This is a genomic window from Psychrobacter sp. Arc9 (assembly GCF_041431295.1).
Lineage (GTDB): Bacteria > Pseudomonadota > Gammaproteobacteria > Pseudomonadales > Moraxellaceae > Psychrobacter.
This window is the reverse complement of record NZ_JASMRK010000038.1, coordinates 1-24,004: the sequence shown is the minus strand read 5'-3', so window position 1 is coordinate 24,004 and position 24,004 is coordinate 1. Positions and strand designations below refer to the sequence as shown.

23 protein-coding genes are annotated in these 24,004 nt (G+C 43.1%); 10 read left to right on the top strand and 13 right to left on the bottom strand.

What is annotated here, in order from left to right; translation table 11 throughout:
- Positions 1–171: 171 nt before the first annotated feature.
- Both tmk and mltG read right to left on the bottom strand, forming a co-directional pair.
- A complete protein-coding gene (gene tmk / locus QO187_RS13310) occupies positions 172–891 on the bottom strand; it encodes a dTMP kinase (RefSeq protein WP_102092505.1) in 720 nt (239 codons plus the stop codon).
- 100 nt (positions 892–991) lie between these two features.
- A complete protein-coding gene (mltG, locus tag QO187_RS13305) occupies positions 992–2,281 on the bottom strand; it encodes an endolytic transglycosylase MltG (protein WP_102092502.1) in 1,290 nt (429 codons plus the stop codon).
- Between the two features lie 170 nt (positions 2,282–2,451).
- Between mltG and QO187_RS13300 the strand changes: the two genes are divergently transcribed.
- On the top strand, positions 2,452–3,216 hold the full coding sequence (locus tag QO187_RS13300; protein ID WP_102092501.1) for a DpnI domain-containing protein: 765 nt from the start codon (positions 2,452–2,454) through the stop codon (positions 3,214–3,216).
- Here QO187_RS13300 and QO187_RS13295 read toward each other — a convergent pair.
- On the bottom strand, positions 3,208–3,432 hold the full coding sequence (locus tag QO187_RS13295; RefSeq protein WP_228153112.1) for a hypothetical protein: 225 nt from the start codon (positions 3,430–3,432) through the stop codon (positions 3,208–3,210). The genes QO187_RS13300 and QO187_RS13295 overlap by 9 nt on opposite strands.
- A 15-nt stretch (positions 3,433–3,447) precedes the next feature.
- Positions 3,448–3,774 (bottom strand): hypothetical protein, encoded by a 327-nt coding sequence (locus QO187_RS13290; RefSeq protein WP_228153111.1) that lies wholly within the window; start codon positions 3,772–3,774, stop codon positions 3,448–3,450.
- 164 nt (positions 3,775–3,938) lie between these two features.
- On the opposite strand from QO187_RS13290, the gene QO187_RS13285 reads away from it, so the two are divergent.
- The gene (locus QO187_RS13285) at positions 3,939–4,127 is read left to right on the top strand and encodes a DpnD/PcfM family protein (protein WP_102092500.1); all 189 of its coding nucleotides are present in this window, start codon (positions 3,939–3,941) and stop codon (positions 4,125–4,127) included.
- A gap of 3 nt (positions 4,128–4,130) precedes the next feature.
- On the opposite strand, the gene QO187_RS13280 is transcribed toward QO187_RS13285, so the two are convergent.
- Positions 4,131–5,159 (bottom strand): aminotransferase class IV, encoded by a 1,029-nt coding sequence (locus tag QO187_RS13280; RefSeq protein ID WP_102092499.1) that lies wholly within the window; start codon positions 5,157–5,159, stop codon positions 4,131–4,133.
- A gap of 3 nt (positions 5,160–5,162) precedes the next feature.
- A complete protein-coding gene (locus tag QO187_RS13275) occupies positions 5,163–5,825 on the bottom strand; it encodes a hypothetical protein (protein WP_102092498.1) in 663 nt (220 codons plus the stop codon).
- Between the two features lie 490 nt (positions 5,826–6,315).
- On the opposite strand from QO187_RS13275, the gene aroE reads away from it, so the two are divergent.
- Positions 6,316–7,179, top strand: a complete 864-nt coding sequence (gene aroE / locus QO187_RS13270; protein WP_102092497.1) for a shikimate dehydrogenase — start codon at positions 6,316–6,318, stop codon at positions 7,177–7,179.
- 25 nt (positions 7,180–7,204) lie between these two features.
- On the opposite strand, the gene QO187_RS13265 is transcribed toward aroE, so the two are convergent.
- Complete coding sequence (locus QO187_RS13265; RefSeq protein WP_102078684.1) at positions 7,205–8,326, bottom strand: FUSC family protein; 1,122 nt, start codon at positions 8,324–8,326, stop codon at positions 7,205–7,207.
- A 381-nt stretch (positions 8,327–8,707) separates the two neighbouring features.
- Between QO187_RS13265 and QO187_RS13260 the strand changes: the two genes are divergently transcribed.
- Complete coding sequence (locus QO187_RS13260; protein WP_102092496.1) at positions 8,708–10,528, top strand: acyl-CoA dehydrogenase C-terminal domain-containing protein; 1,821 nt, start codon at positions 8,708–8,710, stop codon at positions 10,526–10,528.
- Between the two features lie 111 nt (positions 10,529–10,639).
- Here QO187_RS13260 and QO187_RS13255 read toward each other — a convergent pair whose 3' ends face one another.
- The 4 genes from QO187_RS13255 to ybaK all read right to left on the bottom strand — a co-directional run bounded on the left by QO187_RS13255 (position 10,640) and on the right by ybaK (position 12,626).
- A complete protein-coding gene (locus tag QO187_RS13255) occupies positions 10,640–11,200 on the bottom strand; it encodes an IS630 family transposase (protein ID WP_134292717.1) in 561 nt (186 codons plus the stop codon).
- Positions 11,139–11,480 (bottom strand): IS630 transposase-related protein, encoded by a 342-nt coding sequence (locus tag QO187_RS13250; RefSeq protein ID WP_102092504.1) that lies wholly within the window; start codon positions 11,478–11,480, stop codon positions 11,139–11,141. Before QO187_RS13250 ends, QO187_RS13255 begins: the two co-directional genes overlap by 62 nt.
- 78 nt (positions 11,481–11,558) lie before the next feature.
- Positions 11,559–11,933 carry a 5-carboxymethyl-2-hydroxymuconate Delta-isomerase gene (locus QO187_RS13245; protein ID WP_102092545.1) on the bottom strand — a complete coding sequence of 125 codons (375 nt, stop codon included), beginning with the start codon at positions 11,931–11,933 and terminating at the stop codon, positions 11,559–11,561.
- Positions 11,934–12,137: 204 nt separating this feature from the next.
- Positions 12,138–12,626, bottom strand: a complete 489-nt coding sequence (ybaK, locus tag QO187_RS13240; RefSeq protein WP_102090904.1) for a Cys-tRNA(Pro) deacylase — start codon at positions 12,624–12,626, stop codon at positions 12,138–12,140.
- Between the two features lie 391 nt (positions 12,627–13,017).
- Here ybaK and plsB point away from each other — a divergent pair, with 391 nt between their 5' ends.
- Entirely contained in the window at positions 13,018–15,663 is a 2,646-nt protein-coding gene (gene plsB / locus QO187_RS13235) for a glycerol-3-phosphate 1-O-acyltransferase PlsB (RefSeq protein ID WP_371548602.1), read from the top strand.
- 104 nt (positions 15,664–15,767) lie between these two features.
- On the opposite strand, the gene ettA is transcribed toward plsB, so the two are convergent.
- Positions 15,768–17,429, bottom strand: coding sequence for an energy-dependent translational throttle protein EttA (gene ettA, locus QO187_RS13230; RefSeq protein WP_057757965.1), 1,662 nt, complete (start codon positions 17,427–17,429; stop codon positions 15,768–15,770).
- A gap of 403 nt (positions 17,430–17,832) precedes the next feature.
- Here ettA and QO187_RS13225 point away from each other — a divergent pair, with 403 nt between their 5' ends.
- The 4 genes from QO187_RS13225 to QO187_RS13210 all read left to right on the top strand — a co-directional run bounded on the left by QO187_RS13225 (position 17,833) and on the right by QO187_RS13210 (position 21,636).
- Positions 17,833–19,083, top strand: a complete 1,251-nt coding sequence (locus QO187_RS13225; protein ID WP_228153118.1) for a flavin reductase family protein — start codon at positions 17,833–17,835, stop codon at positions 19,081–19,083.
- A 158-nt stretch (positions 19,084–19,241) separates the two neighbouring features.
- Positions 19,242–20,690, top strand: a complete 1,449-nt coding sequence (locus QO187_RS13220) for an acyl-CoA desaturase (protein WP_102092547.1) — start codon at positions 19,242–19,244, stop codon at positions 20,688–20,690.
- A 200-nt stretch (positions 20,691–20,890) separates the two neighbouring features.
- Positions 20,891–21,184 carry a GNAT family N-acetyltransferase gene (locus tag QO187_RS13215; protein ID WP_102092548.1) on the top strand — a complete coding sequence of 98 codons (294 nt, stop codon included), beginning with the start codon at positions 20,891–20,893 and terminating at the stop codon, positions 21,182–21,184.
- Between the two features lie 158 nt (positions 21,185–21,342).
- Positions 21,343–21,636, top strand: coding sequence for a 4a-hydroxytetrahydrobiopterin dehydratase (locus tag QO187_RS13210; RefSeq protein ID WP_057757953.1), 294 nt, complete (start codon positions 21,343–21,345; stop codon positions 21,634–21,636).
- Positions 21,637–21,769: 133 nt separating this feature from the next.
- Here QO187_RS13210 and QO187_RS13205 read toward each other — a convergent pair whose 3' ends face one another.
- Entirely contained in the window at positions 21,770–21,925 is a 156-nt protein-coding gene (locus tag QO187_RS13205) for a DUF1328 domain-containing protein (protein ID WP_082624527.1), read from the bottom strand.
- A 501-nt stretch (positions 21,926–22,426) separates the two neighbouring features.
- On the opposite strand from QO187_RS13205, the gene QO187_RS13200 reads away from it, so the two are divergent.
- Positions 22,427–23,731: a trans-acting enoyl reductase family protein gene (locus QO187_RS13200; protein WP_371548595.1), complete on the top strand. Its 1,305-nt coding sequence runs from the start codon at positions 22,427–22,429 to the stop codon at positions 23,729–23,731.
- Positions 23,732–24,004 lie beyond the last annotated feature (273 nt).

Sequence of the window (24,004 nt, the reverse complement as noted above, 5' to 3'; positions counted from 1 at the left end):
AAGGACTGAGTCCTGTACAGTACAGAACTCAGTCCTTGAAATAAACGTAAACCGTCCAAGATTTGGGGTTCAGTTCACAATATGCTGGGGCTTTTTATTGGTGCTAACTGACTGTCTAACTAACTATCGATTACATCTAACTGCCTTATAAATCTACTTGGCAAAATTTAGTTATTTGATATCAAATCTGTCCATAACTGTCTGCCATATACGTGCACTCACATCATCCGTACTGCCCGATGCATCAATACGCTGTATACGCTCAGGGTATTCGCTCGCTAGCTGACTAAAACCAGTATGCACCCAAGTAAAAAACTCGGTAGCTTGCTGCTCAAAACGATCTGCCGCACTGCGCTTGTTGGCACGCTTCATGCCTTCTGCTACTGGCAAATCCAACCACAATGTCAGCTCAGGAAGCTGCGTCACAAATTGTTTGATAAGCATATCGATTTTGCCGCGTACCAGCTCGTCACCATAAGCACGCCCAAAGCCCTGATACGCAATAGTAGAGTCGGTAAATCTATCACATATTACCCAAGTACCATTTTGGAGCGCTGGTAAAATGACTTGCTGCATGTGATCACAGCGCGCCGCAAACAATAGTAGCAGCTCAGTATCGTCTTCGATATCAGTCGCTGGGTCCAATAATATGTCTCGCAATTGCTCTGCAAATGGGCTACCACCCGGCTCACGAGTACGCAGATACGAAATGCCATTAGCTTCTAAGCGCAAGCATAACTGTTCAATCGCGGTGGTTTTTCCTACGCCTTCGGTCCCTTCAAAACTAACAAAGCGGCCTAAAGTAGGTACCGTCTCCGTATTTGAAGCATTTGATTCAGGTAGATTCGATGATGGTGTGCTGGTATGTGACGGTGTTGCGCTGATGTGCATAGATACTGACATGATATGACCTTATGTCATTGATGAGCGCTACCTCTACTTTGTAGCACTCAATAAACGATAAGTTTTTTAAGAAGATTCAGAAGGAATATTACTGCGGCGGCGTTTGAGATTTTTTCTCACGCATGACACTGAGGTAGTCTTTTACCGCTTGATTGTGCTCAGCCAAGCTGTTGGTAAATTTGTGCCCGCCATTGCCCGTTGCCACAAAATACAACGCTTCACTATCAGCAGGATGTAAGGTCGCTTCGATAGAGGCCGCTGATGGTAGCGCAATTGGCGTTGGCGGTAAACCATCAATTTGATAGGTGTTATAAGACGTTTTTTCATTGATGTCTTTGCGGCGGATATTGCCATCGTAACGACTGCCCATACCATAGATAATGGTCGGGTCCGTCTGCATACGCATGTTTTTATTCAAGCGATTTCTAAATACGGCAGAAACTAAAGGACGTTCATCAGCAACACTGGTCTCTTTTTCAATAATAGATGCCATCACTAACGCTTCATATGGACTCTTATAAGGGAGGTTCGGCGCACGATTTTCCCATGCATCAGTCAGTACCTGCTGCTGACGCTTATACAAGTCAGTCAGTACTTTTTTATCGCTGGTTCCTTCACCATAATAATAAGTGTCAGGCGCGAACCAACCTTCAAGATTATAGTTAACAATTGGGTCACTGCTATTAGCCACACTATCGGGCAGTACACCCGTCAAATCCAATGCTTGAGCAATACTGGCATTATCATTATCTGCGGTCAGTACTTCTTTTTCGATTTTGTCGTTGTCACGCAGCGCTTGGTAAAGGTCTTTAGATGTCTTGCCTTCGATGATCTGTACCTTGACCATGGCCGCTTTTGCGCCTTGACCTAGTATTTGTAACGCCTCAGCGATAGTCGGGTTTTCGGGTAATTGGTACGTACCAGCATGCAACGGTGCATCGACTTGCGATTTGATATATAGCTTGGCCACGCCTGCCGAAAACAGCGGAATCTGCTGCTGCCACTGCGGTAGTAGACCGTAATACGTCTGACCTGGCTCAATCGTGACCATTTGCTGCGGCTGCTCGATACGACCAAACAACGTCTGATAAACCATGACTAAGAAAAATGCAGCAATTAGCCCTAGCACTAGCAGCACTTGATAGCCACGTTGCATAAAAAACGATGGGTTATTAACTTTATATTGACGCGGTTTACTGTTACCGCTAATAAGCGAGACGTTGGTTGCTGGCGTTGCTGATGTGTCTTCCACCTCATCTACCACTGGTTGCGCGTCCGGCAGCGTGGTATCGACATGCTCCTCGACTGTGCCATCTTGTTTGTTTGACGGCGACTCATTGGGACGTTCAGGTGGTATATTGGGTGTAGGCTTGCTCATGGCAACTCGCGAGGCAGATGTTTGCTAGAATTTAGCACTGAACCGTGCGATTTTCAATGGTATTTGCTTAGCTTATGAATTATCTTGCTATTGATAGCAGTTTATATGGCTTAATACTTAGGCGTTTTTTTCAGTATTCTCAGCTTATCTATTAATAATGAAAATATCTTATGAACCTACATTTTAACCAAAGTCTTGCTAAAAACTATCACTCTGAACCTCAAAAAGTTCGTGTACTCAGTGAAGCATGGGTAAAAGAAAATAGTTACTGCACCAATTGTAGCGCCCAGTCGCTAGCTGAGTTTGCTAATAACAAACCTGTTGCTGATTTTTATTGCGAAAATTGTAATGAGCAATATGAGCTAAAAAGTAAAAAAGCCAAGTTAAGCAATGTTGTCAATGATGGTGCTTATAAGACGATGATTGAGCGTATCAATAGTAAGAACAATCCCAGCTTCTTCTTTTTAACCTACTCAAAAGAATACACCGTCAATAACTTTCTGATTATTCCCAAGCATTTCTTTACACCCGATATTATTGTTAAGCGTAAACCCTTATCAGTGACGGCAAAACGAGCAGGTTGGGTTGGTTGCAATATTGACTTACGCCAAGTACCCGAATCGGGCAAAGTATTTTTGGTCAAAAATCAGCAAGTCATACCACGAGATGATGTCAGCCAACAATTTCAAAGAACCTTGTTTTTACGAAAACAGTCTGTCGCTTCTCGTGGTTGGACACTCGATATCTGGCAGTGCATCGATAGGCTTGATAATCACTTTTCGCTAAAGCAAGTTTATAGTTTTGCTGACGAGTTAAAACTTAAACATCCCGAAAATAACCATATTCAAGATAAAATCCGTCAGCAACTACAGATACTACGCGATAGAGGCATCATTGAATTTATAAGCCGTGGTCATTATCGAAAGTTATACTAGTCGCTTCTCGTTGTAGTGCTTAGGTTTTGGCTGTCCCTTTTTGTCACGGTACACATCGGCAATCAGCTCATCTCTATCATCCCATAATGGTAATCGCGCAGTAGCCACAAGACGCTGATGAAACTTATGCGCTGGATACTCCCAATCAATTTCATCATTGATTTTGAAAAAATGCTCTTCACGATAGTCAATATAAGCATGCAATCGATTACGCACATAGCGATTCCACTGCTATAACAGCTGTACCGAGTTGCGTGCAGGTTTGGTAAAAGGAATTAGATTAACTGTCAAGGCACACATTACCAATTCATCATTAGCAATAACGTCGATACCCTGCTCAATGACTTCTTCTCGCGTATGCGCATACTCAAACATACCTCCAAAAGCCACAAACCTTTTAAGGTTTTTTAAATATATGACACCAAAAGCCAATTGAGTATAAGGTGACAAATGCACGATTTCATTAGGCTGAGCTTTGGCCAATCTACAAATTTCATCGAACACCATCAAACGTCTGATTTGTATTGGAACCCTTACCTTTTCATATATTAAACGCATTCGATATTGTCCTTTTAATCATTTCTATTGAAAAAGGATCATTGATCGATTTGCTTTATGGCACAAGTCTGCGTAACAAAAGACGATCACTTCTTTTGAGGGCTTTTGCTAATCTACTTGGTATTGATGACTGAAGTTATTTGTGAGAAATGAAAGTGAATACAATGAAAAGAAATGAGACGGCAACACAAAAATTTCAAATAGAGATTTTGGAAACGCTGAGTAATATCGTGGAAGTAAATGCTGAAGATGAGCAAAGTGCCCTTTTGAAAGCGCAAGAAATGTATAGAAATGAGCAAGTGGTTTTGTATCCTGATGACTTCATTGATACCAAATTCAATATTTTTCAATAATAGCTAAAACGATCGAAAATCCACAACCTCACCTGACAATAACGTCAGACTGCTCATTGGCATGATACCGCGCAGTGCATTGCAAAAGAATAACTGCGTTAATTTAGGCAAATCCTCATCTTGTAGCGACCTGATTATGACTGGATATTGTGTCGTAGATAGTGCATCTATAATTACCTGACGCATGACGCCAGTGACGCCCGATTGAGCCATAGAAGGGGTGTACCACTGACCGGTGGTTAGGTAGTTTTCATTATCTTTATGAATACTAGAGGCAGTTTTGGATTCTAATAGTGGCGCTTCTGCCAATTGATAGAATACATTACTCATCGTACCCTCGACCCACTGCCCGCTCATATCACGTAGCAGTCCTTCACCAAGCGTTACCGCAAGTTTAGCAGCCAATGGCTCAGCTTTTATCTGCTGTAGCTCACCACTAGCGAGGACATTGTCTAAACGATTAAGACTCTTGATACCTGCCAGCGATGGCGGTAAGCAAGCAATCTGAGAAGACAAACATATTGCCGAGGCATTGGGTTGGATAGGTACTAGGTTGCCATCAGGTAAAGACAACTGCAGTGCAGTAGAAACTCGCATTGCGGTAGCCTTTAGCCATATCTCACAGTCGCTACCATTTGTACTAGGTGCATAGCCATAACCGCGTACATTCTGCGCAGCGCGAGTAACTATTAGCTTTAGCATGCCCTGCTCTAACTGCTGGGCATACAGCTGCAGTACTGCTAATAGCTCTTCGCTATTTATGTTTAGCTGCAAGGTTTCAGCATGAGAGACAAGCCGCTGATAATGATAATCTGACCATAGTATCAACCCATCGATAACGCCCATGGTAGTAAAGAAGCCATCAGCGTATGCCAGTCCGCGATTATCTAGAGACATGGTTACCGTTTGGCTGGTTGTCCTGTTATCTTCAATCACACTGCTGTCTTTGGTCAAACTACTATCTTCGGTCACACTGCTGACTTGTGGGTACAGACACACCCAACCGTTTGGTACTGACGTCGTATCGGTCATGATTTAGCTATTGTCTGTTTGAGCAGCGGCTTTATTGATAACTAGCATGCAGCTATAAAACTCGCATTTTGCTAGCTCTATTTTTTGTCCACCGACGATTCTATTTTTGATGATTTGGCTATTGAGCATATCAGCAACCATTTTTCCGCCATCATCACCCATCAATTGACGTGATAGCTGATAGGCTTTTTTGGCGTGGTTTTGGCTCAGCTCTTTTTCTTTGTCTGTATCAGTAGGATTGGCATAGTACCAGCCTAGCTCTAGATATTTTTCAGAGTCGATGATATCTAGATAAGGCGCGTCCGTTTTCATAAAGCGATATTTTGCCGCTGGATTACTGGCATAGTCTAGGCTGTTTTCGTCAGTGCTCATCACTTCGCCAAACACCGATTTTATACTATCTAACTCATCTACAGCGAGCGACTCAACCTTATCCGTACCCCATGCTGCGACATCATATCTCACTGGCGTGCCTTGCTGAGCAGTGGCACCGTCTAGGTCAGGATTGTTTGCGCTGTCCTGTACTGGCTCATTCGTTGTTGCCTGCTCAGTGGTCTCAGCATCTGGATTTGGAGCATCTTCTTTGGTGCTGTCACAGCCACTGAGCGTCACACTAACTGCCATTATCATACCGACTAGAAGGGTCTGTAGGTTAGGATTCCACATGGATAATTTACTCACACTTTTAGATTGATCTCGAAATAGTATTAACGAGCTGGCAGGAACGCCGCTGATAACGAATAGTTTTCAATAAAGAGCATATTTCACAAACATTATAATCTAGCAGTCATTACAACATATTGATATAGGTTTCCATATTTTATAGTTTACCCAACTGCTCAGCACTTGACTACCTTTTACGTTACGCGGAGCACTCCCCGAGAGTACAGATTTGTTAAATATATAACGTACCAAAACAGTCTTCTCTTTAATAGGAAGAGGAAAACTGCTTGCGTACTAATTACCTAAAGCTGCTTCAATATCATAATTTATTTTCAAAAGCGATAAGGCAGCCTCTGATTCACGCTGTCACTTTCTAATCATTGATTAGTGATAGCCTCTTGGTTTGTCAATCATAGCGTTATCCCTTATGATGATTGAACGCCACTTATTGCTTCTTTGATAGTATTTTGATTCTCTAGCCAGCGGACTATTTATGACCCAACACTTTATCGTTATTGGCAATCCAATCGCCCATAGTAAATCTCCTGAGATTCATGAGCAGTTTGCTATCCAAGCAGGGATTGATATTAGCTATCAGCGTCAGTACTGCCCTGATGATGCCGCCAGTTTTACAGCTGTCGTTGAGGCGTTTTTTTGCGGTGGCGGTGTGGGTGCTAACGTGACGGTTCCTTTTAAACAAGTCGCTTATGACTGCTGTGCGGCGCGCGGTGGCTTATCAGAACATGCCAAGACGGCAGGCGCGGTCAATACGTTACTGTTGAACAAAGCACTATTAGAAAGCGGCGCACCAATCACAGAGGCACTCTACGGTGATAATACGGATGGGCAAGGACTTACCAATCACATTATGAGTATGGACTGGCCGCTGACCAATGCTCGTGTGGCGCTAATAGGTTCAGGTGGTGCAGCGCGTGGCGTAATATTGCCATTATTTGAAGCCGGTATTAACTCTCTCACGATTGCCAATCGCACCGTGTCTAAGGCAGCTGATTTGGTAAATGAGCTCAGTGCGGCCAGCTCAATAATCGACGACCAACATATCGAGGTTTGCGCGACCAATGAACTCAGTAGCTCTTTTGACATTATCATTAATGCCACTTCTATTGGTTTGTCAGGTGATACGTTACCGCTAGATGATGCTCTAAACTGTCAGTACGCTTACGACATGATGTATGGTCGTCCGCTACCATTCTTGCAGCATTTTGCCGCTCGCGGCGCACAGACCTCTGAAGGCTACGGTATGCTTATCGGTCAAGCCGCTTTAAGTTTTGAGCGTTGGACTGGGCATACTATCGATGTCGCACAAGCGACAACAACGTTAAATAAAGACCGTTAATCAAAGAGAATGCATTGTAAAGCTATTAACTAAAACGCAGTAATAGCCAATTTTCAAAACGGCGCAGCGGTACACGCAATCGCGTAGAGTGTATCGCCAGACCACCGCTCAATCCAATCACGCAGCCGAGCGCCGTATCAATCATACGCGCTTGGATAACGTCCCCAGCGACGGGAGGCACTGACATCGTACTACCATACTCGGCGATAAATATCGTCAGCGGCGTGATAAATATCACCGCCAGTCCATAATGCCGATCGACAAACGATTCAATCAAAAACATCATACATAGTATTGCTATAGCGATGCCCCATCCTGATAGTCCCCAAGACAGCATCCAGCCCGCCACGCCCATGCCAGCCAACGTACCCAATAAACGGTGCAACTGTTTGATCCACATGGTTCGTAGCTGCATACCTTGGATGATAATAAAGCAGCTCATCGCTGCCCAGTATGGATAAGGCAGCTCTAATAGAACGGCAACGACCAATGCCAAACTAACGAAACTTACCACGATCAGACTATCGCTAATCATATCAGGCTGATAATCATAGACAGGGACAGAAGCAACAGGACGGGCCGCCAATAAGAACAAACTATAGAGTAGCGCTAGCAACATCGAGGAGCCACTACCCAATATCACAAGCCCTATCGCTGAGAGCACTTGATCAATCGGCACGGGGATAAATAGCGCAATCGCACCCGCCATCAATACAAACAATCCCGCTGGTGGTGGTTGCCGATAATAACGACCTAACATCACCACGCTAATCCCAATCAGCATAAACACAGGCAGCCGCAACACTGGCATCAGCTGCGCGATCAGCCCCAGTGCAAAGCTGAGTATCATCGCAAAACCCCAAGCCATGACCGTCACTAGCCGATGTGGTAGCCCTCCTGCAAATGGTAGGTTTAGAATAATCATCGAGCCTAGCGATGCTTTGATACCTGAAGACAAGTCACCAAAATAAGCCCCTACAAACACCGGAAAGCTAATCGCAATCGCCGCGATGATGGGCATATGCCATGGTCGCTGACTGCGATTGACTGTGAGTAAATGATTCAGCTCACCATCGATTAACCACTTAATACGAGTTAATAATGCGCTCAACCAAGAGGCTCGCTGTTGCTTTTTTGAGGTGCTCATAAATGGCTTTCCTATTTGATAAGTCCATTTTTCTTTGAATTTAAATGAGTCTACATAACCCTTTATAGAATAATTTCAAGCGAAGATACAATTTACCTATACAAACTAAAATGAATTAATAACATAATTAATCATGAATAATAGTTATTAGTTGTATATTTGTCGCTGTTTAAGATTTATAATCATATTAACGCCATAACAGCTATCCGCCACTAAAGGCATTCTAATAACTAATACACTAGAAAGCTGTCCACTAACAACTCACTTGATGACTAATATAACGTCTAGCTCATCCAAAATAAGTAAATATCGCTTACATAAGTTGTGACTCAAATATTGCGCCATAAGTCTATGATAGCGAACTAACCAAAGAGAGCGATTATGTTAACTTACAAAGCACCTTTACGTGATATCAAATTTTTGATTAATGATGTATTTGATTACCAAACCCACTATAAAGATTTGGATAACGGCGAAAATGCCGATCCTGAAACGATTGACATGATCCTACAAGGTATGGCTGATTTTGCTGAAAACGTCATTGCCCCGCTCTATCAATCAGGTGGTGAAGAAGGCTGTCATTTCGAAGATGGCGTCGTGACCACGCCAAAGGGCTTTAAAGAGGCTTATGACCAGTTCGTAGAAGGCGGCTGGCAAGGTATCTCATATCCTGAAGAATTCGGTGGTATGAATCTGCCAACGTCAATCAACATTATTAAAGCTGAGATGATCGGTACTGCCAACTGGCCATGGGCAATGTACTCTGGCCTATCAACCGGTTGTATCAACACGCTACTCCAATACGGTACGAATGAGCAAAAAGCACTGTATTTACCGAAGTTGGTCGAAGGCTCGTGGGCAGGTACGATGTGTTTGACTGAGCCACAGTGTGGTACGGATCTGGGCCAAGTAAAATCAAAAGCCATCCCGCAGGATGACGGTACCTATAAAATTAGCGGTACCAAAATCTTTATCTCAAGCGGTGAGCATGACTTAACAGATAATATCGTTCATATCGTTCTAGCACGTCTACCAAATGCACCAGAAGGCACGCGCGGTATTTCACTATTTATCGTACCTAAGTTCACACCGAACGCTGAAGGTGAAGCTGGCGAGCGCAATGCCGTTGTTTGTGGTTCAATTGAGCACAAAATGGGCATCAGCGCATCTTCGACGTGTGTATTGAACTTTGATGGCGCAGTCGGCTATCTAATCGGCGAACCGCACAAAGGCCTAAAAGCCATGTTCACATTCATGAACACGGCTCGTATCGGTACTGGTATCCAAGGTCTAGCGCATACTGAATTGTCTTTCCAAAATGCACTGCCATATGCCAAAGAACGTCGTTCTATGCGTACGCTATCTGGTACTAAAGATCCTGAAAAAGTAGCTGATGCTATCATCCATCATGCCGACGTACGCCGTATGCTACTGACGCAAAAAGCCTTTGCTGAAGGCGGTCGCTCAATGATTTATCATTCAGCACGTTATGCCGACAAAATGGCACAAGGTATTGTCAATGGCGATGATGAAGAGTTCGAAAAGTGGGACGACAAATTGGGCTTCTATACGCCAATTCTAAAAGGCTTCTTAACTGAGCTAGGTATCGAAGCTGCCAAGCATGGTCAGCAAGTCTATGGTGGTCACGGCTACATCAAAGAATGGGGCATGGAGATGATCGCTCGTGATGCTCGTATTGCGACGATGTACGAAGGGACTACTGGCGTACAAGCACTTGATCTACTAGGTCGTAAGGTTATCTTACAGTCTAAAGGTAAGATTATCCGTGATTACACGTCAAGCATCATGAAATGGTGTGGCGAGTACGCACTCGATAAAGAAATGCGTAAATTTGTTTGGGCACTGACCAAACTATGTGCTGAGTGGAACACCTTGACGGTACGCTTGATGCTGATGGCACGTAAAGATCGTGAAATCATCTCAGCAGCGTCAGAGGACTTCCTAATGTACTCAGGCTACGTAATGATGGGTTATCATTGGGCGCGTATGGCAGCGGTCGCTTATGAAAAGCTAGAAAATGGCGGCACAGAAGCACCAGAATTCTACAAAGCAAAAATTCAGACTGCTGAATTCTACTTTGATAAGTTGCTACCACGTACTTCTGGTCACGCAGAAGCGATGGTTGCACCAAGCGAAAGCATGACAGCAATGGACATCGATCACTTTGCATTCTTAGACTAAAATTAACTAATACAGCATCGATAACCAATAAAAAAGCGCCTATCATTTAGGCGCTTTTTTATGCTTAACTAAAAAACATACTTATACATAATAAAAAGCAACGAGCTATAGTCAATCCAAAATAAAATTGGTACAACCCATATCATGAAACAGTTTAGGTAAATTATTCTCCATCCACCCTTGGCGCAAAAACTTCGCCTGTGCCCATTTTTTCTCAATAGGGTTTAAATCGGGACTATAAGGCGGTAGAAATAGCAGGCGATGACCATGTCTATTGAGCAATCTCTGAACGCGTTTGTGAAAGCTAGCGTTATCCATGACAATCACGCATTTAGTTTTAAGGCTTGGTATTAGCGTGTCTTTGCACCAGTTGTAGAATATATCGCCATTGATATTCTTTTCGAAGTAATCTAGGGCAAATAACGCTTTTTTATATAAGGCACCAATAACGTTGGTGCGCTTTTTACCTTGCCAGTTATAGCAATCAATGCAAGGGGTTCCAATAGGTGAATAACCATGAGAACGAATGGTTTCAGACTCAAAGCCGCTTTCATCCATGTATACAATTACATAGCCTTGAGCGATGTAGTCGCCCAGTTTACTTAGATATTTAGCTCTGTTTAATGGGCAAGCTTTTGGATGCTCTAAGGTCTTTTTTTTGACTAATGCCAAGACGTTTTAAAGCGGCCTCGATGCCCGACTTACTACATCCAAAACGCTGTGCTCTTTCGTACATGTAATCGTCTGGATGCTGTTCAACATCTTTTAATAGCGCTTCATTAGGTATTTTATTTGGTGGTTTATTGCGAGTTAGTTTAATACTAGGATCTTTGAGCCAATTCTGTAGCGTGGCCTTACTAATACCATAGAATACACTGGCTTGCCTGATACTCATGCCTTGTTGTTCGACACTTTTAATCACTTGAGCTCGAAAGTCTGCTGAATAAGTCATAATCTTTTTACTTTTCATTTATTTTAAAACTACTGTACCACTTTTATAAAGGCTCTACTATATTTAAGGCGAGTACTGTTAGTCACCAAGCATTTTTTTATGATAGACCGCACTTATCTCTTCAACTTCTACACATATCTGCAATGCCGCACGTCCTGACTGCTCTGCGCCTATTTTTTCCTCGATAGTAGCAACCAACATCTCAGCCAACTGGTCACGAGTGGCCATATCACGTCCGCTCATCAGCTTTAGGTGGACGTAAATAAATCCATTGGCCTGTTCATCATCTTCAACACCTACTAGAAATGAGTTAATAGGTACAATACGGGCTTTGATATCAGTAGGCAGCTTAAACTGACCACTATCCCACAATGCTTTGTTTAACGATTTGAGCAGTGATTCTTCGTGAGCGATACTGACGTTGGGTGTTACTTGAATGGTTAAATGTGGCATGAGCATGTCCTTAAATGTAGATAAAAATAATAGATAAACCGGCGTATAAGTCTACGCCTCATCGCTATGGTCAATCTACAACAATCTTGCGCCAAAATATTTTCAATACAAGCGAACCCAGTATAGATTACTCATAAATATGCTTAGCGAAATTGTCGACATGGCCATTTTGTAATAGGCAGATGATAGCCACCGTATAACATTTTACTCATCAGTAATACCACTAAAGCAAGCATCAAGCGTCGCGGCCAACTGTGCAGGCGGCAATTCAATCTCAAGACCGCGGCGGCCACCACTTACATAGACAGTGGCCTGATCTTGAGCTGTACTATCTATCACGGTTTTTAGTCGCTTTTTTTGACCCAGTGGACTGACGCCACCCAACACATAGCCTGTGCTACGCTCTACTTGTTTGGGGTCAGCCATCTGTACTTTTTTGCAAGATAGCAGTTTGTTAGAAGATAGCGCCTTAGCCATTTTTTTAAAGTTAAGTGTCTTGTCGACTGGCAATATCGCCACAGCAAGTACACCCGTATCAGTGGTCACCACTAGAGTTTTAAACACCTGTGTCACCGCTACGCCAAGTTTTTCTGCGGCTTCTAAACCAAACGATACGGCATTGCTGTCGTGAGTATATTCGTGTACTTGGTAATCAAGGTTACGTTTTTTGGCAAGATCGATAGCTGGAGTCATAAGTTTTAGGCTTAATAAAATGAAATTGAAAAATAGACGCTATATTTATGAGTCATCGGTGATATAAATATATTATTACCCTAAACATGTGAACTTTCAAATGTTTGAGCATTTTGTATAATTGGTCACTCACTACAGCGTAACCAAACCGTATTAATATTGGTAGTATATACAGACACTATATATCGCTTTGGTGGCTTTTATGGCATCATAAGCGCAACATATTTGACTATTTTTGATACTGATTATGATACCGAAGTTCTTAAAAAAACGGATTTTTAAAGCGCCAGTCGCGACTGATGGCACTGCTAAAACTGTTGGCAATGCAATCGCTACTAAGCCTTATTCTAATGCACCGATCAATCAGCTGTATCGTAAGCTGTCAGGTCAGATGCTCGATATCGCCGTAAAACCTAAGTTATTAGGCGAGCTACCTGAGTTCGACAATGATGATCAGACGCTACGGTTTTATGTACTACAGGACTATTCTCGTTCAAACAGTATTCTGATTGACTTGCAGACGCAAGAGCACAACTTACCGCCAGCACTGGTTGGAGTAAATGATGCCGCCCATAATATTAAAGAAAATGCGGCCATCATATTTTTGAATCACCCAAGTGCTAAAGACAGCCAATTGTCACCTCGCCTTTCTCGCTTAGTGTCTGCTGTATTGCAATATCCGGAGTTAAAGGTACGTCTAGTGCCCGTATCGATTCTGTGGGGACGCGCACCTGAAAAAGAAGATTCGTTATTTAAGCTACTGACTGCTGACAACTGGCAAGATCCTAGCATCACTAAGCAATTATTTAATATCGGGGTGATGGGCCGCGACACTTTTGTACAGTTTCACCCACCGCAAGACTTACGTACCATTATCAACGATAATCTCAAAGGCGACGTGGAAGGACCTGCTACCTTTGACTCAGTTGCTACAGATGCCCTTAAAGCAGATTTAACAGCGGCGGATTCACTCGATACAGAGTCAACGGCTACTAACAGTGATGACGCAACTGACGCTGCGCAGATACCAAACTATGCGCTAGTCGCATCGGCTGATAGTAATCGTGAACTGGTTCGTATGTTGCAGCAGCAATTGTCGATTTATTTAGATAAGCAGCGCGCTAGTATGCTTGGCCCAGATCTATCAGATAGACGTAACTTGGTAGACAAACTGGTGTACTCGCCAGCTATTAAGCATGCGATTGAGATGGAAGCGGCCGAGAAAGGGACTAGCGTTCGAGAAGCTCGCAGTCAGGCCAGAGGCTATGCTAATGAGATGGTCAATGACTACTCTCATTCTATCATCCGTGGTTTTTATAAATTTTTGACATGGTTGTGGACGCAGTTGTATGACGGCGTAGAAGTCCATCATTTCGAGCGAGTACGTGACCTTGCGACCGATTATGAGCTGATTTATGTGCCTTGTCATCGCAGCCATGTCGACTATCTATTACTGTCTTATGTCATCTACAAACGTGGCCTGAGTATCCCTTATGTCGCAGCAGGTGACAATTTAGATGTACCTGTATTAGGCCCACTATTACGCGGTGCCGTTGCTTTTTATATTCGTCGTAGCTTCCGTGGCAACGCGCTGTATACTGCTGTACTGCGCGAATATATGCATACCCTTATCACACGCAATACTCCGATTGAATACTTTATCGAAGGTGGTCGCTCACGTTCAGGTCGCCTACTACCGCCAAAAATGGGTATGCTAGCGATGACTGTGCATAGCCAACTACGCCAAACCAATAAACCTGTGGTATTTATTCCAACTTATATTGGTTACGAGCGCATTATGGAAGGCGGCACGTATGTCGGTGAGCTAAAAGGTAAGCCAAAAGAGTCAGAGTCTTTGATTGGACTACTTAAAGTTGGCCGCAAAATCGAACGTATCTTCGGTAATGTGCACTTGAGCTTTGGTACGCCGTTGCATCTTAGCGACTTTATGACAAAATTCGATGTGCCAGCCAATAGTTTGCCATCCGATCGTACTGACTCGCTGCTTGATGAAAAAACCAGCGCTATGGTTGATAACATCGGCGTAAAAGTCATGCAGCATATCAACAAAGCTGCGGTCGTCACACCTGTATCGCTGCTGTCATTGGTTCTGCTATCAGCACCGAAAGCTGCATTGGATGAAAATATTTGCCGCGAGCAAATCGCACTGTACCAAGGTCTGGCTCAGCAGCTGGTCTACTCAGAGGATACAGTTATCACTGATATGACGCCGCAGCAAATCATTGATTATGGTATTAAGTTAAAGCTTATTGAGCGTACGCCGCATATCTTGGGCGATATCATTCAGGTCGCAGGTAAACAAGCAGCGTTACTTAGCTACTTCCGTAATAACATTTTACATGTCTTTATTTTGCTGTCGTTCCTGTCTGCACTAGTCGCACGCAACGGACGTATCAAACGCAGCCGTCTCGATAGTATCGCTGAGCAGCTATATCCGTTCTTACAAAGTGAGCTGTTCTTATATTATCCAGCACATGGCTTGGCTGATACGCTCAATAAGAAAGTTGATAATCTGCTGTCTCATGGACTCATCGTTGACTTGGGTGATGATACGCTCAGCGTTCCTGAGTCTAATAGTAAGCATTATCAGCAGTTACAAGTGCTGGCAACACCAGTTGGACAAAGCCTTGAGCGTTACTTTATGACGCTTGCACTACTCGCTCAGCAAGGCTCTGGTAATTTGACTGAAAATGAAGTTGTTGACCTGTGTCACCTGCTCGGACAGCGTTTGTCTGTGCTTTATGCAGATGATATTCCTGACTTCTTTGATCGCGCCTTGTTTACCAGCTTCATCAGTGCGTTGACTCGTCTTGACTATCTACAAAAAGATGATGAAACAGGCATATTGACTTTCGATCATCGCATTAACGACATCGCTCATCATGCTAAGTACGTGTTAACGCCTGATATGATGCAAATCTTGCAGCAAGTTGCTAGTTTGGACGAAGAAGAAATCACTCACGCCATTACTGAGATTAGTAATAAAAAACAGCGTAAGTTTGGGCGTAAGCGTTAATTTTAACGACTACCCATACCCTTTAAGATTTTACGCTAAACAAAAAAAGACCGCTAACGATTAGCGGTCTTTTTTATTGAATTTCAATACACTAAAAAGCTGTATTAGTTGGTAATTTTCTTGTACTTGGCACGTTTAGGACTGGCATCGTCACCCATCGTCTTTTTACGATACGCTTCAAACTCAGTATAGTTACCGTCGAACCAGACTGGGCCTTCTTCTTCGAACGCCAAGATGTGAGTCGCGATACGATCAAGGAACCAGCGATCATGCGATACGACCATTACTGTACCTGGGAATACTTGAATCGCATCCTCTAGTGCACGTAAGGTTTCGATATCCAAATCGTTTGATGGTTCATCGAGGAGCAATACGTTTGCGCCTTGCTTTAGCGTCTTCGCTAACTGCAGACGGTTACGCTCACCACCTGATAATTGACCGACGTGTTTTTGCTGATCTGAGCCTTTGAAGTTAAAACGTCCGATATAGGCACGGCTTGGCGTGGTGTAGTCGCCAACCGTAATGATATCAAGACCGTCAGAAACTTCTTCCCATACGGTTTTGTTGTCATCTAGATGATCACGTACCTGACCGACATAGGCAACTTTAACACTTTCACCCAAATCAACTGAACCTGTATCTGGCGTATCGCGCTCAGTAATCATGTTAAACAGTGTGGTTTTACCCGCACCATTTGGACCGATAATACCAACGATACCACCAGCTGGTACGTTAAAGCTTAGGTTTTCATACAGCAGACGATCGCCGAATGATTTAGAGATATCATTAATCTCAATAACCTTGTTACCCAAACGTGGACCAGGTGGAATATAAATCTCAGAAGTCTCATTACGTTTTTGGAACTCAGTTGAGTTCAATTCTTCGAAACGCTGTACACGAGATTTAGACTTAGCCTGTTGGCCTTTCTGGTTTTTACGAATCCACTCAAGCTCTTTTTTCAGCGCTTTAGCAAATGATTCTTCTTGCTTGTTCTGCTGCTCTAGACGCGTGTTCTTTTGCTCTAGCCATTCAGTATAGTTGCCTTCATACGGATAACCATGGCCACGGTCAAGCTCCAAGATCCACTGAGCTACGTTATCCAAGAAATAGCGATCATGGGTAATGGCAACGATAGTACCGCTGTAGTTCTGCAAGAACTGCTCTAGCCATGCAACAGACTCGGCGTCCAAATGGTTGGTCGGTTCGTCAAGTAATAGCATGTCAGGGCGCGACAATAGCAGACGACATAGTGCCACACGGCGTTTCTCACCACCTGACAGTTTGCTAACGTCCGCATCCCATGGTGGCAGACGTAGCGCATCGGCTGCTTTTTCTAACTGGTTATTTAAGTTGTGCGCGTCCCAAGACTGGATGATATCTTCCATCTTGCCTTGCTCTTCAGCAAGCTTATCAAAATCAGCATCAGGCTCTGCGTATTCAGCATAGATAGCATCTAGACGTGCTAGCGCATCTAGCGCTTCGCGCATACCGTCTTCGACATTACCACGAACGTCTTTGCTGTCGTCTAGCTGTGGTTCCTGTGGCAGATAGCCAACTTTGGTACCTGCCTGCGCGCGTGCTTCACCACTAAACTCAGTATCCACGCCTGCCATGATACGTAGCAAGGTTGATTTACCTGAACCGTTGATACCCAAAACACCAATTTTGGCACCAGGGAAAAACGATAGGTTGATATTTTTTAGGATTTCACGCTTAGGGGGAACAAGTTTTGACACGTTGTTCATCGTGTAAATATATTGAGCCATTAACACTCCGATAGACTGCATAGAAGAGAACAGCAAATGCAACTCAGCGATGATGCCAAGCGTGCCGTACCTCAAAATCAGGGTTACAAATTATAGGTCATTATCGCATTGTGGCGCATACCCTGCAAGCTGACAGGTTGTTTTACCAGTTGTTTTACCGTTTTTGACAGCAGGCTATGGCCTTTAGCTATAAAACACGCGTTGTAAAAGTAACGCAAGAAGTCTTATCTTAATGAACTAACTTAACATTTTGATTCATTAGCGTTTTATAAAGACCACAAAAAATAGCATCAAAACTTTCGCAAATTTAATCAATAGCCGTTAGCATATTAGTGTGGCTTAACAAGGTCTATCGGCTCGATTTCATTTTCGATTATTAGAATGACTTATAAGCTGACTTTGTATGCGTTACATCATTCACTTTCATAGCAATCATACAGGTACTGATAATATGGCCAACGGCTATCGCCCTGAAATTATTCAACGTGCGTTTGTCGATTTTATCGGATCGCGCTTACATCCGTTTTGGTCATTGACGACTCCTAAGTTACGCCTGATCGCACGCTATACATTAAGTGATGATTTAATAGCACTTCGATTTGAGACCAATAGAGCCTTTAAACAGCAGATTTCTGAGATGATGGGTGGTTGGCAAGGCGGTCAATATCTTGATTTGCGCGTTTGTATTGAGGGGGTCTATCACCAGCGTAGCTACTCGATAGTGGGCTTGGCGCATCAACCACTTTGGTGGCTCGACGATACTACCGAGAACCACACAGCAAACCAATGTCATACGGTAACTATCGCGATTAAACCACAAGGGTTGGTATCTGACTATTTAACCAAGCAGATACCGTTGGCTAGTGTCGTTGATACAAGCCTGCCACTTGGAAATTTCACTTTGGAACAAACCTCAATACTAAGGCAGCAAATATCAGAGAATAAGCAACCCTCTCCTTTGCTATTCATCACTGGTGGTAGCGGTATCACGCCTATGCTCGGACTTATCACTCAAGCCTTGAGTAATGGACATCAGGTAACGCTGTTGCATTATAGTCGGACTGTTTCATCCAAGCTGCAACATCAGTGGCAACAGCTGAACGATACTCATCCAGACTTCACTTATCATCTAATCCATACTGAAGATCCGACTACCTATTTGGCTGTTACAAGATACTTAAGTGCAGAGGGTCTGCTGTCGCTAAACTTACCTCTAGCAGATACGCAAATATTTGCCTGCGGTTCACAAGCGTTATTAGCTGGCTTATATAAAGCCGCCGCAGAGATAACTTTACCTATAGACAAACAGCTGCGCGATAACATCATAGTAGAGAACTTTGGTAATGCCCTAGCTAATGTTGATAATGGCAGCAATCAAATATTCGATAAAACGATACCTGTAGAAGAACACACTGTCTATTTGCGGTCACGGCAACGACAGTTTAGCAGTGACACGACCATACTGGCTGCGGCTGAGAATGCAGATGTACGGCTAGCATATGGTTGCCGGCAAGGTATTTGCCAGTTATGCCGCTGTAATAAAGTCAGCGGCGTGGTCAAAAACGTCCAAACAGGGAAAGTGAGTGGTGATGGTTACGAGTCTATTCAGACTTGTATCAACATTGCCATGACTGATGTGGTACTCGATGTTTAATGACTGATTTAATAGAACGACTGGCTCAATAGAAAGCATATGCCAAACAACCTATGAGAAATAAAAGGCAAACGTTATTTTATAGGCTAAAACTCAGATAACTTATCAAACCGGATGCAGTGCTGCTTATTCACGCCGTTTCGGTTAAGGATTTATTTATGCACTTATTACCACCCGTTACTACGCCACAATCTGCTGTGCCTATTTTGACGCCCTTGTCCGATACTCAGCTAGCAAAAAACGCGCCTTCACATTTGACGCCGCAAACGTCGTACTCGCAGCTTAATGATGAAGCAATCAATGATAGCGGTCAGCCAGGCACATCGACACGGACTCGCTACCCAACGTTGACTGGCGCACCTTTATCAAAGCTTCAAAGTGATGCTTTAGCCGTAGAGCTCAATGCCCTATATAAAAGCGTCATGGACTCGCTAGGCAGTAAGGATGCACGCTATATACAGCGGATATATGCCACCGTGGTATATAGTGAAATTATCGCCCGTGGTCTACTTGCAGCGGCTGGGCGTATGCCATCGAAACGCAGTCTAGTCGCTACTTGGCTACTAGGCACGTCTTTACTTAGCTTTAGCAAAATATTGAACAACATGGAGCTGGGTCATAACGTCATGCATGGTCAATATGACTGGATGCAACACCCGCACCTTAATAGTCAAAAATTCGACTGGGATATTGTCTGCCCTGCTCCATTATGGCAACACTCTCATAATTATCTACATCATACTTTTACCAATATTGTTGGCCGTGACCATGACGTAGGCTATCACTTAATTCGAGTGACTGACGAGCAGCCTTGGACGCCAGAAGATCGCTACAATATGTTTAGTACAGCGGTACTGGCATTTGGCTTTGAATGGGCAGTAGCTTTTCACGACATCCAAATCAGTGCCGATGAATACGCTGACTCCCCTGATCTACACAAAATCATGCAACAAAAGTCTCGCGCCTTATTTGCCAAAATTGGGCGACAAATAGGCAAAGACTATATCGCACTGCCATCTGTAGTAGCGCTGACACTAGGTCGTCGTAGCGCCTTGAGTACGTTGAGCGGTAACATGACTGCCAACACTGTCCGTAATCTATGGACGTGGGCGGTAATTTTTTGTGGGCATTTCACTGAGCAAGCGCATATCTATACCCATCTCGATGCCAATGAAAGTAAAGGCGACTGGTATGTACGCCAAATCCTTGGCTCTAGCAATATCAAAGGCAGCAAATGGTTCCATCTTTTGACAGGTAACTTGTCCCACCAAATTGAGCATCATATATTTCCTGATATGCCAGCTGGCCACTATGCAAAGATTGCGCCGCAGGTACAGGCCATATGCCGTAAGTATGGTTTAAGCTATAACACTGGCCACTTTGGCACACAACTCAAGCAAGTACTGGGACGTATTTATCACTTTAGCAAACCTAGTGAAAAAGAATGGCAAGCCTATGTACAGTCAACGAAAAATGCAGATAGTACTACTCATAAAGATGATAGGTCAGCTGTCAATTTAGAAAACAAATTAGCGATAGAGAACACTGATGGTCTCACTCGCTTTTTGCCTCCAGTCGTCCGTAAAGCTATCTCCTATGCATGGTGACATATTCATATTTGCAACTAGATACGGCCATGATAAGGTAGGACAACAAACATAGGTGACGTTAACAGTCGTCCCATCAACCATTACGGTAAGCGTCTAGATTGTTAAGTATCAAAACTACATACTAAACTGGCACTATCGAAATTAATAAAATATTTAGTTCATAATAAAAATTTGATAATAAGAAATGGAGTATATTAGTGAGTAATCAAGCCTCTAAACCAAATCTAGAAATTGTTCATAATCAAGCAGCGAACCGCTTTGAGACATCTATCGACGGTCAGACAGGTTATATTAGCTATCAGGACAGTGCTGACAAATTGGTCTACGATCATACTATCGTACCGCAGCAATTAGGCGGTCAAGGCGTTGGTTCAGCACTGGTAAAGCACGCATTGAATTATGCACGCGAGCAAGACAAGAAAGTGATACCACAATGCTCATTTGTCGCGTCATACATTAGCAAACATCCTGAGTATCAAGATTTGATTTAACTGTCTACATAATTAGACTCAAGTAATTCGTTAACTAGACTCAGTTAAATGACATCGGGCAAAGCAGGAAATGTATGTAGATATTTATTTAGCATAGGAGATGTACCCTAGTACCAATTTTAATAAACCAATTCGACATAACAATAAAGGTTATTAATATGAGTAGTTTATCTGACAAACAAATCAATCTACAGCTAGAAGAGCTGGCTGGCTGGCAGCGTGACGGCAATAGCATCGTCAAGACCTATCATTTCAGCGATTTTATCGAAGCTATGAGCTTTATGAATCAAGCGGCATTTCATGCTGAAGCGCTTGAGCACCATCCAGAATGGCGTAATACCTACAATATCGTGGAGGTTCGTTTAACCAACCACGATACAGGTGGTATATCTAGTCTGGATATTCGTTTAGCCAAGCGCATGGAGCATATTATTCAGCCCAAACGGTTATAGTAGCAAGTTTACAATGTATGCCTTGATGCCGATTATCCGAGTTCTCTATTGATTACCCTAGTCAAAGCAGACAAAAAAAGACCCTCAATTGAGGGTCTTTTTTATAGTAGGTATTTACAACGATAAGCTGTGTTTACATCTTACGACTGACAAAGGCAACGATAAACAAAATCACAGCGACTGCTAAGAAAATGTATGCCAAATTAGCAGACAATCCTGCGACACCGCCAAAACCTAGGAAACTCGCTAATAATGCGATCACTGCAAAAATAATGGCCCAACGAAACATAATCTTCTCCTCAATAATGGTAAAAAACAGATATTAGAATTTATATAGCATCTATTTAACTTGTTTTTATCTAATGCTAGTTATTACTGTTTACGTTTATAGATTAGCAATGTTCTTCTCTAAAAAACGTTCATTTTAGTAATAATATCGGTAGGTTATGTAAAGTTTGTAGTAACTGTTAATGTCTCATACCTCTTTTTCTTTAATAGATGATATTTTCGAAATAGAATTATATTTCTGAATACAGCGTTATTTAACTGAGAGTTATTAAACTAAGCGCTTTTTACCTGAATGTGCTTTTATTAAATGCTCTTTTACTGGACTCTGTTCCTCTAACTGCAGGCAGAACTATTTTAAATTTCTCACGTTATATGTGAAGTAGTATGTGAGGTAGGCTGCAAACTATAAACTGTAGCGACCTCACAAACCCCTAACCTAATTAAACGACTTGGTTTATAGTTTACTATCCACCTATTCTCAAATCTATTAAGGACAATACATATGGATACCAATACGGATACGGATACGGATACGGATACTGAACACCCTACACAAAAAACCAGCGGCGACACTCGCCCTTATGCTGTCGTTCTATATGGCGCGACAAGCTTCGTCGGTCAGATCACTGCCCACTATTTAACCAATTTTTTATCAAATAATAAGAACGAAGATGGCTCAAATGTATCATGGGCGATCGCAGGTCGTGATGAAGACAAGCTCAACAAGTTGCAGGCCAAACTTGAGAGCAAGGTAGACATTATTATTGCTAACAGTAACGATGCTGCCAGCCTTGATAAGATGACAAAGCAAACTCAAGTCATCATCTCAACTGTCGGTCCTTATCTAAAATATGGTGAGCCACTGATTAAATCTTGTGCTGAAAACGGTACAGATTATGTCGATCTTACTGGTGAGGCCATTTTCATCAAAGATATGATGGATAAGTACCAAGACACTGCCAAGCAAAGTGGTGCCCGTATTGTTAACTCTTGTGGTTTTGATTCTATTCCATCAGATTTGGGCGCGTACTTTACCCAAGCTAAGGCAGAAGAAAAGTTCGGCGAGACCTGTAATGTTATCCATATGCGTGTCAAAGCAGCGAAAGGTGGTATCTCAGGTGGTACTATCGCATCGATGGCATCAATATTTGAAGAAGCTGGTGAGGACAAAGCACGTCGCAAACAAGTGGCCAATCCTTATCTGTTAAACGATGATACTGATACACCAAACGTACGTCAGGACAATGTCAGCAAACCAGTATATGACAGTAATCATAAGCGCTGGTTAGCACCGTTCGTCATGGCCACCATCAATACGCGTATCGTCCATCGTACTAACCAATTGCTCAGCTATGAATACGGTCGCGATTTTAAATATGATGAAGCGATGTGGATGAAAGATGGCGTCAAAGGAAAACTGTCTAGCTATGCTATGAGCGCAGGTTTATTGGGCTTTGCCACTGCGATGATGATTAAACCGAGTCGCGAGTTACTATCCAAGCACGTCTTACCAAAAGCTGGCTCAGGCCCTTCTAAGGACGAGCAAGAGAATGGCTACTTTGATATTCGTCACTTTGGCCAAACGGCTAAAAATGACACTATTACCGTTAAAGTAACAGGTGATAGAGATCCTGGTTATGGCAGTACCTCTCGTATGATTTCGCAGGCGGCATTATGCTTGGCACAAGATATCAGCAAAGAGGACGTTGGCGGTGGGTTCTGGACACCAGCATCTGCGATGGGAAATAAGCTAATAACACGCTTAGAAGCGCATTCTGGTCTTAGCTTTGAAGTGATTGATAGTTAATCTATTGAGTGAGAACAAAGGCTCAATGTCTTTATGACCGTATCTTGGTTTCGAGATACGGTTTTTTTGAGCCCATCCCATATTCTGTGTAACTGCCCTTTAGATTAAATGCTTACTGATACGGTCATCAAACATAATCATAAAACGATTCAGAGCAGACGTCCAGTTACGGATTGGCATCGCCCACTTTTTAGACGCCTGCTGGGTGGCTAAGTACACCACTTTGAATGCTGCCTGATCAGATGGGAACACCTTACGCTTATTCACTGCCGT